Genomic DNA, 11,970 nt, shown 5'->3' on the forward strand with positions numbered 1-11,970 from the left:
TAATTTTCTCGCGCAAGGCTTCGAGTTCAGCATTTCTCAAACCATTCTCGGGTTTCAAGGCGACAGAAGCTTTCTGCGATGCAGTAATCATACACGCTCCATGAAGGCTGATGCAAGATGGGTAATACCCTGAGGCGCTATAAAAACCACATCGAAACGAATTGCCATATACATATATTCTCGATGGATTGAAAGGAAATACTTAGCGGTTTCAATGATGCGGACCTGCTTTTTTTTATCCAGCCCCTGCTCAAGAGCATCGATCCCCAGGGTTGACCAGGCTTTAACCTCGACAAAGATGAGAGTTTCCCCCTCAAGGGCGATGATATCCACCTCGCCTTTTCTTGAGCGGAAATTGCGTTCTATGATTCTCATGCCCTTCCCTTCAAGGAAAAGAGCGGCGGCGGCCTCGCCTTCCCCGCCCTTCTTAGGCATGCTTCTTTGCGACTTCCCTGGGGTCCACAGCCCTTGCGATGAAAAGGCTTTTCTCCGCCAGGAGGTCGATTAAATTCCCTTCGTCCTGCTTAAAGACTTTTCCGAACTCATCAATAAGGATGCGGATCTTCGGCCTCAGAGGGGCAGTGCCCTGCACTTCCACCACCCTTGCAAGTGCGCCGCTGTTAAGAAGTATGATAGAACCTATAGGGTATATCCCCATGGTCTGTATAAACGCCTTGAGCACATCGGGATCAAAACGCCGGGAATTGTCCGAGAGGAGATTCTTCATGGCCTGATAGCCCATCATGGAATTGCGGTAAGGTTTCTGGCTCACCATGGCTTCGAAAGCATCGGCCACCGACACGATCCGTGCGCCTATATCAATTGCGATACTGCTAATGCGCCGGGGATACCCATCGCCGTCCCAGCGTTCGTGATGCTGCAGCACGATGAGACCCACATCCTCGGGGTAGAGGAGCTCCTTGTTCACAATTTTATAGGTATAAAGGGGATGGGCCTGTATGCGCTGCAGCTCCGAAGCCGAAAGCCCTCCCTTCTTGTCCACAATTTCCTTGGGGAGCCGCAGCATGCCCACATCATGGAGCAGCGCGCCTGTAACCACCTGCATGATCTTGTGGTTGGGGAGCTTCAATTCCATGGCGATAAGGGCAGAAAGTATGGCGGTGTTCACGGAACTCTTGGCCATCTCGCGGCCTGCCACTTCGCCGCCCAGAATATAGCCAATAAACGAATTGCGCTGTTCACGCACTGCCTGGAGCAGGCGCCCTGTGATGTCGTCTATGGAACGAGGCTCCACAGAAACACCCGAACCTATGCTGGCAAAAACCGCGTCCAGCCTTTCAATGAGATCCACATAGGAGCGGTACGCGCCTCTGTTTTCCTGCACTTCGGTAAGGGAGATAACGCTGGGCTTTTTTTTGGGGGCTTCGGGGGCTGGGGCGGCTTTGCCCTTGGGATCGGTCCCGGCCTTGGGCTGCACGACATCGCCTTCGGTCTCCACTGCATTAATGCCCCAGGAATTAAGGTGTTCAAGATCTTTTTTGCGGATTTCGACCCCTGCAGGAACAAGCAGGCTATCCCCTTCAATATAGACCGGCGCAGAGAAGCTCATGCCGGCCTTGAGTTCATTAACTGGAATCTTCTTCATGTTCCTTCCTTCGCGAGAACAAAAGCCAGAATTTTAGCCGTTGCCTCCCAGCACCATGGGGGTATCCATTCCCCCGGTTTTACCCCGGCGTCCAAAAGAAGCGTCAGGGCAGGATCTTCCACTATCTCAACGCCCGCTTCGCGGGCCATGGCGACTATCCTCTCGGCATCCCTGCCCCGGCCCTTAGCCAACAGGCGGGGAACACCCTCCTCCCTGTTGTATCCCAGGGCTGCCGCCTTTTTATCCTGGATATCGAGGCTGCTGTTTTCCATGCTACACCTCCTCATTTATGGAAGGCAAGGCTTCGCAGCCCATGAAATCGGCAAGCATGACTTCGCCATTCAAAATCCGCACATCCGCGTCAGCGCCCAAAAAGGAGCCCAGGGCTTTAGCGGCCTCTGTTTCAAGCGTTTTTAGCCCTTCCGGCTCCTGTCCCGGGACGAGGCCTATCCTGGCCCGGAACTTCCCTTCATGGGATCTTTCAAGGAAAAAACGCCAATGCCGCCTGAGCCCGGTTATATCCGCCATTAAAAGGCCCGAACCGGAATCAGAAAAAGGCTCCTCTATTAATATTCGTACAAAAACCTTTAATTCTGTACTCCCAATGCTCACTTTGAAGGGCCAAACCACCCAATTCGACCCATTTTTCTTATGAACCCGATCCATAAGGCCCAGCAGACTACGGCTTTCCGAAAATTCTGCAAAGGCCTCCCGCAGCTCTCCGGGATTGGGTGGCTGCCCAAAGGGCTCCCCGGAATGATCTTTTTCGCCGGAGCTTTCCCCGGAATAATCCCCCATGGCCGCCGCCAATTCTGCCAAAGCTCCCTGGCTTAATTTAAAGCCCTTGGCTGCCGCAGCAGTAGAAGCAAGGGAAAAGGCTTCAGCCTTGGCTTTCTCCCGCCCGGTCTTGGGCGAGGAAGGGGCAAAGGCCAGAACTTCCTTCCTGATGTCGATTATGCTTTCGAAAGGCAGGGAAAAGGCACGGGCAAAAGTCAGAAGGGTGAAGGTCAGATTGTCCTGGGGAAGCCCCAAACCGGAAGCCAATTGGGACAAAGGATTGGGAGGGATGAGCTGAGAAACGCCAGAAGCACCGGAATCGCGCGCGGCGCTCAATAAGCTGGAAGGATCAAAAAGAGAAGCCAGCGCAGGGCCGGCATTATTGGCAGGAACCGCCTTAAAGGCTGCCCCTGGGGCCGTGTCAGAGCCTACAGGGGGCTTTACCGGGCCCATTGAAGCCAGGGTTATTTCTTTTCGGCAGCAGCAGAGGCAGCGTCAGCAGCTTTCCGGGCATCCACCTTGTGAGGGGCGATGAGTTCCTTGATCTTGGCGCTCTTGCCGATCTTATCCCGGATATAGTAAAGCTTAGCGCGGCGGACTTTGCCGGGGCGGACAACTTCCACCTTGGCAATGCGGGGCGAATGAATGGGGAATACCCTTTCAACGCCGACGCCATAGGAATTCTTCCTGACCATGAAGGTTTTGCCCACGCCGGAATTCTTCATGGCAATAACGAGGCCCTCGTAAATCTGGATACGCTCGGTCTTGCCTTCAATGATCTTGAAGTGGACTTTTACAGTGTCGCCGACTTTGAAATCGTCAATTTCGCTTTTCATCTGGGAAGCTTCGATTGCCTTAATCTCGTTCATTTTCCTCACTCGCCGCCATTCCGGACCGGCGTTTCTCCTCTATGATTTTACGGATCTCATCGCTAAAGAGGCCCTTTTCTTCGCCCAGGCGGATTAAATCCGGCCTGAGGAGAAGGGTTTTTTCAACCTGCCTCTCAAGACGCCAGCGCCGTATGTTTTCATGATGCCCCGAAAGGAGCACTTCTGGAACCCTCATCATACCATATAATTCGGGCCGTGTATACTGGGGATACTCCAAAAGCCCTGCGGAAAAGCTCTCCTCTTCCAGGGACGCAGGAGTAATCACCTGCTCCACCAGCCTGTAGGTCGCGTCAATCACCGCAAGGGCAGCCACTTCCCCGGAAGAAAGCACATAATCCCCCACAGACACTTCGTCATCGGCATAGGCGTCGATAATGCGCTGATCAATACCTTCATAACGGCCGCAGAGAAGCATCAACTCCTGCTCGGCGGCAAGCTCATGGGCCAGGGCCTGGTCAAAAGGCCTGCCGGAAGGGCTCAGGTAGATGACACGAGCTTTTCCCGGGCCGCTGCCGGCCTCACGATCGGTCTTCATGGATGCGCCCGCAGCCTCCAAAGCCCTGCCAAGGGGCTCAGCCAGCATCAGCATGCCCGCACCGCCGCCGTAAGTGGCATCGTCGCAGGTACGGTGCTTGTCCAGGGCGTAGTCCCGGATATTGATAGAACGGTATTCCACAATGCCCCGGCTCACGGCCTTTGCCATGATGGAACTGGCAAAATACGCGTCAATTATCTCCGGAAAAAGGGAGAGCACGGTGTATTTCATCCAAGATCCGCTGCGACAACCGTCGCTTTGTATTTCACTCTAAAATCCACTTTTCAAGCAGGATTGCCCGCCTGTTTTCGACATCAACCCCACCAAAGAATTCGCTTCTAAAGGGCACAAGCTTTGTTTCCCCGGCCTTGAGCTTCAATTCCGCAAGCTCCCCGGCCCCGCCTTCGATAATGTCGGTGATAACCCCCAGGGTTTCCCCTGTTTTATCCATCACCTCAAGCCCCTTGAGGTCCTCGATATAGAATTCCCCAGGCTTGAGGGGCGCCGCATGGGCCCTGTCGGCAACGATTTCAGCGCCGCCCAAGGGCTTCGCGGCCTCCGGGCTGTCTATCCCCTTGAATTTCATCAGCAGGGAAGCGCCCTGGGGGACGGTTTCTTCTACTATATATGATTTTTCCTTATCATTCTGCCTTAGGATGGCCTCGGTAAGACCCAAAAGGTGCTCAGTTTCCCCTGAAAAAGCCCGGATTTTTACAAAACCCTTGACGCCAAAGGGGGCGCTGACCGTGGCTACCGTAAATTTCTCTGTCACAAACCTAAAAACCCGCTTAGTCCAGGATTTCCAGCACCGTATGCTTGCCGGTTTTGGCGGTTGCAGCCTGCAAAACCGTCCTGATAGCCTTGGCAATGCGGCCGTGCTTGCCAATTACCTTGCCAATGTCCTCGGAAGCTACCCTCAGCTCAAGGATGGTGGATTTTTCGCCCTCCACCACGTTCACATTCACCTGGGAAGGGTCATCCACCAGGGATTTAACTATATATTCAACCAGATCTTTCTCCATAAATAATGCTCCTTTTTTATAGATAATTGAGGAAAAACAGATTTTCGGAAGAATGAGAAGTTCCGCTTTAGTTTAAGGAGAAACCTTTTTTATTGAGCAAACCGCGCACTGTGTCGCTGACCATGGCGCCTTTGTCCACCCAGATCCTGACCTTGTCGGCGTCAAAAGAAATCTGCTTTTCTTCGGCCTCTATAGGATGGTAAAACCCCACTTCCTCAATGGTTTTGCCGTCCCTGGGAGCCCGGCTGTCAATAACCACAATCCGGTAATAGGGGCGTTTCTTGGTTCCAAACCTCTTGAGCCTGATGCTTGCGCTCATAAATCCTCCTCAGATGTACCCGGCCCGCCTTTTGGCAGCGGCCAGAGCCCGATCAACACGATTTTTGATTCCCTCCACGGGAATTTCCGGCTCGGGCGAACCGTTTCAAGGGTCCAGCGCATGAAGACAGCGCGGAACTCTATTCATATCAAGTTTGGGAAATTTGGTCAACCCCGGCCCAGGAAGCGCAGCACGTTTCTGGAATAATACTTTTCCCTGTTTTCCGCAGATACTGAGACCGCATCCAATGCATCCTTGTCCATTGCGAGAATTTCCCTGGTATAGGATGAACGGTACTTCGATGAACAATCAGTCCCAAAGATCACATTGTCTTCGATGTCATATCCTATCGTAAAAATCTTCGAAGTGGTGCTGCCCTCCTCCTTGCGATACTGCCAATTACCGTATACTGCCAGGATGGCGTTTTTGTCATAGCTTCTCAAGCGCCGCCTTTCCGTCGGCAACTCCCAGCTCGTAAAGGGCGATGAGCTTTTCCAGGTTCCTCTCGGTCCTGGTAACGCCAAGATCCCGGGACGGCCTTATAACCAGGGCGCGCCCTGCTTCCTCTTCGGCTTCCACCTGAACCATGGAACGGTTATACGAAACAATCCGTTCTTTTAAGGCATTCAAAAGTTTGGGGTACTTGCGGTAAAAAAAGAAATCGGGAGGATGGGCCTCGTCCTTGCGGCGGAACTTGCCGGGCCTTGTGAGGACCACCACGGTTTTGTGGAAACCTTCGGCAATGGTTTTCTGTATGGGTATGGCATCCACAACAGCGCCATCCAGGAATTTCCTGCCCTTGTATTTCACCATGGTCGAGACATAAGGCATGGCAGCAGAAGCCTTGAGGACCATCATCACGTCATCCTCATCCTTTTCAAAATAGACCGCCTTGCCCGCCTCGCAGTCAGTGCAAACCGTGATAAAACGGCCCGGGTACTTGTTAAAAGCCTCGAAGTCGAAAGGCACCAGTTTTAGGGGAATGTCATGGTAAATAAAGTCCAGGCCAAAGAGGTTGCCCGTGCGTATGAGGCTGCCAACGGAAATATACCGTTTATCCAGGCGGAAGTTCTTAAGGATGGCAAGGTTCCTGCCCGGCTGGGAAGACGCAAAAGAAGCCCCCATACCGGCCCCTGCCGAGACTCCGATTATGTAGGGGAACTGAACGCCCCTTTCGAGGAAAGCGTCCAGAACCCCGGCAGTATAATTGCCCCTGAGCCCCCCGCCTTCAAGCACCAAACCGCGATTTATCATTATGGGTAATTGTCTCCCTCTTCTTCTGCCTCTTTTTCCTCTTTCTCAACATAAGATCCGCTTACACCCGATGTAAAAGTCCAGGTGCGTGAACGTGCGTCAGCCGAAAAGCCGCGGCCGGAAAATTCGGTCCCGTCAGAACGGCTGATATTCACATCCCCGGAGGGGGTTCCCAATAGACGGCGTTCTTTGTCCTGCCAGTCAAGGCCGGAAGTTTCGATGGTAATGTCCTCGGACTCTACGGAGATTATTACTCCGCCCCCCAGGTTGATATTCCCCGAATCCAGGGCAACCGAGGCCTGCCCTGCCCTGCCCATGGCATCTATATCGTCGCCATGATTTTCAAACTGCTCAAAAGAAAAATTGCGAAGGTTCATGATTTGCCGTTCTTCGAACCGCTCGGCGTCCTCGGCATGAAAACGCACCACAGGGTCGCCGCCCCTGACTCTGACATATTCCACATTCTGCATCACTATATCAGGCTGATCCTTTGAGGCCAGCTGATTATTCCCATAATCGAAGGAACAAGACACCAGGAGCAGCGTTAGGATTTGGAGGGGGAAAATGAAAAATTTAAGAAGCGATTTTGGTTTGAGGGACATTATATTGGATACCTTATCCTCTTGTGTTTACTATACAAAACGGAATAGAAAATTTCAAGTACACAAGCCGTTCCGGCAATTCTCGGTTTACCCTCGCTACGAATCAGGCTTTCAAAATCCACATATTGGTATTATAATGAAATAAAGTTTATTTCAAATGAAAGAGAGGGTTCTATGGCTGAAAAACAAGACACAAACCGCCGCTTAATTGGGACTGTTATCCCCGTGGGCGCCCTGAGAGGCGAGAAGAGCATAGGGGTAGGAGAATTCCCGGATCTTGTTGAATTCGGCAGCCTCTGCGCCCGCATGGGCATAGGGCTTATCCAGCTCCTTCCGGTAAACGACACAGGCTACCAGAGCTCGCCCTATAGCGCCCTGACAGCTTTTGCCCTGCATCCCATCTATTTAAGGCTGGGGGATCTTCCCGAGGCGACAAGCTTTGCAGCCAAGATCAAAGCCCTGGGCGAAAAGTACAACAATGAAACCCGCTACCCCTATGAGGCAATACTGAGGGACAAGATGGCCCTGCTCCGCGAAGTCTACGCTGCCAGCGAGAAGGATATAGCCGCAAAGGCAAAGACAGGCTCTCCCTTGTCAAACTGGATCGAGGCTAATTCCTGGGTAAAGGCGTATGCCGTGTTCAGGCGGCTTAAGGAAGCCAATGGCGAAAAAAGCTGGAAAGAATGGAAGACCCATCAGAAGATTAGCGCCCCGGAAATCGAGGCCCTCTGGAAAGATGCCAAGCTAAAGGGCGAGCATCTTTTTTGGGCATGGATCCAGGAAGGGTTGGACAAGCAGTTCCGCCTTGCGGCGGCGGCCCTTTCGAAGCTCGGCATCATACTTGAAGGGGATCTTCCTATATTGATGAACGAAGATTCCTGCGATGTGTGGGCTCATCCTGAAATATTTTACCAAAACCTTTCGGCTGGTGCCCCTCCGGACATGTACAGCCCCGACGGCCAGAACTGGGGCTTCCCAACGTATGACTGGCAGGCCCAGGCAAAGGATGGCTACACCTGGTGGAAGAAGCGCCTCCAAGCGGCTGAAAAATACTATCAGGCCTACCGCATCGATCATGTTCTGGGCTTTTTCAGGATTTGGGCGTCTTCGAGGGACGACAACTCCGCTGCATTGGGCCGCTATGTCCCTTATAAGCCCATCACCGCAAAAGAGCTTTCGGATCTCGGTTTTGACGAAAGCCGCATACGCTGGATCTCCCAGCCCCATATCCCCACAGGGGAAGTGTGGAATGCCCTTAAGGCAGGCTGGGGCCAGGAATTCCGGGACGCCGACATAGCCGCTGCAGCAGAGCATGCCTTTTCGGCAGCCCTGGATCGCATAGGCAGCGAGGAACTCTGGCTCTTCAAAAAAGACATAAAAGGCGAAAAGGATATTTGGGCCCTGGACATACATCAGGCTGCCAAAGCCTACCTTGCCAAAGCCTGGGGCAACAGGCTCTTTTTGGAATACGAAAAAGGCAAATTCTTCCCCGTCTGGTTCATGCGCCAAAACCGCGCGTACCCTACCCTCAATGGGGACGAAAAGGGCAGGCTCGAAGCCTTCCTCGAAAAGAAACGGGTAGAGTCTGAAAAGGTATGGGAAGCAGAAGGCCAAAAGCTCCTTTCAACCTTGACCGAGTCATCGTCCATGCTGCCCTGCGCCGAGGATCTCGGGGCTGTCCCCGACTGCGTCCCCCGGACGCTTGCCAAGCTCAAGATACTTGGGCTTAGGGTGGTCCGCTGGCACCGTCAATGGGACAGGGAGGGCCAGCCTTATGTCCCCTTCGAGGATTACCCGGAGCTGAGCGTCTGCACCCCTGCGGTGCATGACAGTTCCACCCTGCGGGAATGGTGGGACAAGGAAGCCGACCAGAACCAGTTTGCGGGGTTCATCGGCTTTCCATCCCTGCCCAAGGTATACAACCCTGGCACGGCCAAGATCATGCTCCACAAAATAGCAGCTTCAGCCTCGCGCTTCAGGGTTTTCCAGATCCAGGATCTGCTCCACCTTTCCAACAAGTGGTATGCCCAGGATGCCGGCTCAGAACGCATAAACGTGCCTGGCACCACCAACGAGTTCAACTGGACCTATAGGCTCCCCGCTTCCATCAAGGCGATCTCCATGGACGAGGATCTGATTAAGGCCGTCTCCGAGCTGGCGGATGCAAAACCTGTGGTGAAAAAAGGCGCCAGGAAGGCCTAAAACAAAGGCGTTTTTTTTTGAATAATAGCAATCTCACTTGTTTTTCCGCCATATCGGGCCCGATTCGGATGTTCCCGCCGGGGACATCGGGGTCGGAGGCAGGGAAATCGGTTTCCTCTATGGTCAGTACAAGAAGCTCACCAATACCTTTGTCGGGGTTCTTACCGGGAAGGGGCTGAACTACGGAGGTTCGCTGGCCCGTACCGAGGCCACTGGATACGGCCTCGTGTACTTTACCACCCGCATGCTCCAGGACAGGAAAACCGACTGGAAGGGCAAGCGGGTAGTGATATCCGGATCGGGCAATGTAGCCATCCATGCCACGCAGAAAGCCCAATCCCTGGGGGCAAAGGTCATCGCCGTGGCCGACACCATGATCGCCCAGGGGGTAGTATAGTTGCACGGATTAGTCCGCCGTGCTTCGCTCCGCGACTGCCGAGAGTTCCTCCAGGGCCTGCCTTAAGGTAAGGGTCATGTTCAGCATTTCGTTGTAACTGATTTTGACTTCCGAGGAAAGGGCCTTGAGGTTTTCCAGGGCGGAGGTAATTTCAGTGCTTCCGGACGAAAGCTCGCCGAAGGTGCTGATCAACTCCGCCATGGTTTCGGCAAAACTGTGGATCTCGCTGGACATTTGGGCGATGTGGTTTTCGGTTTCGCCTGAGCGGGTGGATGTTACTTTTATCCCCTTGATGATATTGGAAAGGGTCACGGATATGTTTTGGGAATTGGCCCGGGTGTCTTCCGAGAGGCGGCGGATTTCCCCTGCCACTACCGAGAAGCCCCGCCCCGCATCCCCTGCATGGGCGGCCTCAATCGCCGCATTCATAGAAAGCAGGTTCGTGTTGGACGCGATGCCGCTGATAAGCTTGATGGTCGAAGAGACACCGTCCACGGATTTGGCGATATCCTCTACTGCCTGAATCGTTTCCCGCATGGAGCCTTGCCCCCTGGCGGCGACATCGACCAGGCCCTGGAGGTCGTCACGTTTCTTCTGGGAAACCTCGGAGGTCTTATGGATGGACGAAACCATTTCCCCAACAGCCGCAGAGGAATGATCCACTGATTCCGACTGCTTTGCCATCTTCGAGCTCACTACATCCACCAGGGAGTTGATGCTGTCGATGACCGACAGGGACTTGCCAATTTGCTTTTTCATCTCCACATTCAGTTCGGCGAGCTTGTCCTGTTTGTTCAGCAGGAAGAGATTATAGTGGAGGCAGTTTTTGGGCACATTGAGTTTGTTGAAGATCGCCTTGGCCATGCGCTTGCAGGAACCGTAACCGCAGGCATTGCAGTCATAAATGTCGTCCTCAGAGTATTTCCCGATTTTTTTGTAGACCTCGGTAAGTTCCGCAGGGCTTGGCTCCCGGATGGTATAATTGCCGGATAAATCCACATAGTTCCTGCCGTATAAGCCAGGTTTCCAGTATTTGTTCAGTACCTTGGCAAGCTCCTTACGGGATTTTTTTTGGGATTTAAGGGTATATTTTTTCTCCGCTTCCACTGCCCGTTGTTGTATGGGGTATTCCAGCTCGTTCTGCGGCTCTTCCCAGAACCCGGTTCCCGGCCCGCCGTTGCATCCCTTTTCGCAGTTGAGGCAGTCCACAAAGGACACCGACTGATGCCCGCCTTTTTTAAGGGAATCCGCAAGATGATCCAGGTAGGGATAAATCGCTTCGGGCCCTTCAATTTTTCGGGTCTGCTCCCAAATGCCCGGCACTTCCCGGTCGGCTGTGCGGAGCAGGCCCCCGGGCATGGGGAAAGTGACCGCCCGCTCAGCCTCGGGGTTGTCGTATTCCATTGCTTTGCAGGAGGCGAGATCTTTTTTCTCTTTTTCCAGCTGCCCTTTTATGGTAATAAAGGTAACATTGTAATCCCCCAGGCCCGTTTCATCGAATTCACGCCGTTTGGCAATGCAGGGGGAAATCACCGCGACCTTATGGTTCCGGTATTGGGGATAGTATTCCTTGATCATCCTGATGGTATGCAGCATAGGGCTGTCGGCAGGGGCCAGCATAGGCAGGAGGGAAGGTACAAATAATTCGATATAGGTGACAATGGCAGGGCAGGGCTGCGAAATAACCAGTGAAGGCTTTTTCTCCTTCATGTAATTCACATAGGAAAGGACCGTAAGCTCCGCCCCGAAACTGACATCAAAAACCGCCTGAACCCCCAGGGACTTGAGGTAACCATTAAGGTTGAGATACCGGCCCTCAAAGTTGGAGGCTGCCGCCGGAGCCACGATGGCCACGATCTTTTCGCCCCTTCCCAGATCCCGGAAAAAAGCATCCCCGTTGTCAAAAAAAGAACGGGCCCCCCTCTTGCAGGAAGTAATGCAGTTCCCGCAGCCTATGCAGAGATCATGGTTGATCTTGGGAGCATCGCCGGTTCCGTCCATACAGTATTTTACCGGACAGGCCGCCACGCAGGCGTAGCAATTTACGCACTTTTCATCATCAACTTTAATAACCGGGGTAAGCTTTGTTCCACTCATGGTTAACTCCTGCATCAATCATAACAACTACCAAGATTCCATATACTACACCAAAATAAAGATAGTGTCTATTTCCGAATTCACCACGTATCAGGCTGCACCCCTATGCATATAGAGACAAAAATCAATAACCCCGCCGCAAGCCACGAGGTAAGCTGTTCTCTTAAGGAATTGGACTCGGGGGTTAATGCCTTTTTAACCGCCCCAAGGCTCCCCTGCGAAGCAGGCTCTTGGGTATTAACCCCCTCGCCACGAATAAAATTATTACA

Annotated in this window: 15 protein-coding genes; 2 read left to right on the forward strand and 13 right to left on the reverse strand. The window is 53.1% G+C overall.

The genetic code is table 11. The annotated features are described in order from the left end of the window. Positions 1-87: 87 nt before the first annotated feature. From TREAZ_RS16545 to lptC, 12 genes are all read right to left on the reverse strand, one after another. Complete coding sequence (locus TREAZ_RS16545; protein ID WP_015713049.1) at positions 88-435, reverse strand: YraN family protein; 348 nt, start codon at positions 433-435, stop codon at positions 88-90. Beyond that, entirely contained in the window at positions 428-1,606 is a 1,179-nt protein-coding gene (locus TREAZ_RS16550; protein ID WP_015713050.1) for a cyclic di-GMP phosphodiesterase, read from the reverse strand. The genes TREAZ_RS16545 and TREAZ_RS16550 overlap by 8 nt, the downstream gene beginning before the upstream one ends. Further along, complete coding sequence (locus tag TREAZ_RS16555) at positions 1,603-1,878, reverse strand: EscU/YscU/HrcU family type III secretion system export apparatus switch protein (RefSeq protein WP_015713051.1); 276 nt, start codon at positions 1,876-1,878, stop codon at positions 1,603-1,605. Before TREAZ_RS16555 ends, TREAZ_RS16550 begins: the two co-directional genes overlap by 4 nt. A 1-nt stretch (position 1,879) precedes the next feature. Beyond that, entirely contained in the window at positions 1,880-2,836 is a 957-nt protein-coding gene (locus TREAZ_RS16560; RefSeq protein WP_015713052.1) for a hypothetical protein, read from the reverse strand. An 11-nt stretch (positions 2,837-2,847) separates the two neighbouring features. Then, positions 2,848-3,252 carry a 50S ribosomal protein L19 gene (gene rplS, locus TREAZ_RS16565; RefSeq protein ID WP_043923170.1) on the reverse strand — a complete coding sequence of 135 codons (405 nt, stop codon included), beginning with the start codon at positions 3,250-3,252 and terminating at the stop codon, positions 2,848-2,850. Next, positions 3,239-4,039, reverse strand: coding sequence for a tRNA (guanosine(37)-N1)-methyltransferase TrmD (gene trmD, locus TREAZ_RS16570; protein WP_015713054.1), 801 nt, complete (start codon positions 4,037-4,039; stop codon positions 3,239-3,241). The genes rplS and trmD overlap by 14 nt, the downstream gene beginning before the upstream one ends. 34 nt (positions 4,040-4,073) lie before the next feature. Beyond that, on the reverse strand, positions 4,074-4,580 hold the full coding sequence (gene rimM / locus TREAZ_RS16575) for a ribosome maturation factor RimM (protein WP_015713055.1): 507 nt from the start codon (positions 4,578-4,580) through the stop codon (positions 4,074-4,076). A gap of 16 nt (positions 4,581-4,596) precedes the next feature. Continuing rightward, on the reverse strand, positions 4,597-4,830 hold the full coding sequence (locus tag TREAZ_RS16580) for a KH domain-containing protein (RefSeq protein WP_015713056.1): 234 nt from the start codon (positions 4,828-4,830) through the stop codon (positions 4,597-4,599). Between the two features lie 67 nt (positions 4,831-4,897). Next, positions 4,898-5,149, reverse strand: coding sequence for a 30S ribosomal protein S16 (gene rpsP, locus TREAZ_RS16585; RefSeq protein WP_015713057.1), 252 nt, complete (start codon positions 5,147-5,149; stop codon positions 4,898-4,900). Between the two features lie 167 nt (positions 5,150-5,316). Beyond that, a complete protein-coding gene (locus TREAZ_RS16590) occupies positions 5,317-5,592 on the reverse strand; it encodes an amidohydrolase family protein (protein WP_015713058.1) in 276 nt (91 codons plus the stop codon). Next, positions 5,579-6,403 (reverse strand): patatin-like phospholipase family protein, encoded by an 825-nt coding sequence (locus tag TREAZ_RS16595; RefSeq protein ID WP_015713059.1) that lies wholly within the window; start codon positions 6,401-6,403, stop codon positions 5,579-5,581. Before TREAZ_RS16595 ends, TREAZ_RS16590 begins: the two co-directional genes overlap by 14 nt. Then, entirely contained in the window at positions 6,403-7,005 is a 603-nt protein-coding gene (lptC, locus tag TREAZ_RS16600; RefSeq protein WP_015713060.1) for an LPS export ABC transporter periplasmic protein LptC, read from the reverse strand. The genes TREAZ_RS16595 and lptC overlap by 1 nt, the downstream gene beginning before the upstream one ends. Before the next feature lie 174 nt (positions 7,006-7,179). Between lptC and TREAZ_RS16605 the strand changes: the two genes are divergently transcribed. Beyond that, positions 7,180-9,207 carry a 4-alpha-glucanotransferase gene (locus TREAZ_RS16605; RefSeq protein WP_015713062.1) on the forward strand — a complete coding sequence of 676 codons (2,028 nt, stop codon included), beginning with the start codon at positions 7,180-7,182 and terminating at the stop codon, positions 9,205-9,207. A 37-nt stretch (positions 9,208-9,244) separates the two neighbouring features. Beyond that, complete coding sequence (locus TREAZ_RS16610) at positions 9,245-9,604, forward strand: Glu/Leu/Phe/Val dehydrogenase dimerization domain-containing protein (protein WP_015713063.1); 360 nt, start codon at positions 9,245-9,247, stop codon at positions 9,602-9,604. 9 nt (positions 9,605-9,613) lie between these two features. Here the strand turns inward: TREAZ_RS16610 and TREAZ_RS16615 are convergent, their stop codons facing one another. Next, a complete protein-coding gene (locus tag TREAZ_RS16615) occupies positions 9,614-11,701 on the reverse strand; it encodes a [Fe-Fe] hydrogenase large subunit C-terminal domain-containing protein (RefSeq protein WP_015713064.1) in 2,088 nt (695 codons plus the stop codon). Positions 11,702-11,970: the final 269 nt, after the last annotated feature.

Source organism: Leadbettera azotonutricia ZAS-9 (assembly GCF_000214355.1).
Lineage (GTDB): Bacteria > Spirochaetota > Spirochaetia > Treponematales > Breznakiellaceae > Leadbettera > Leadbettera azotonutricia.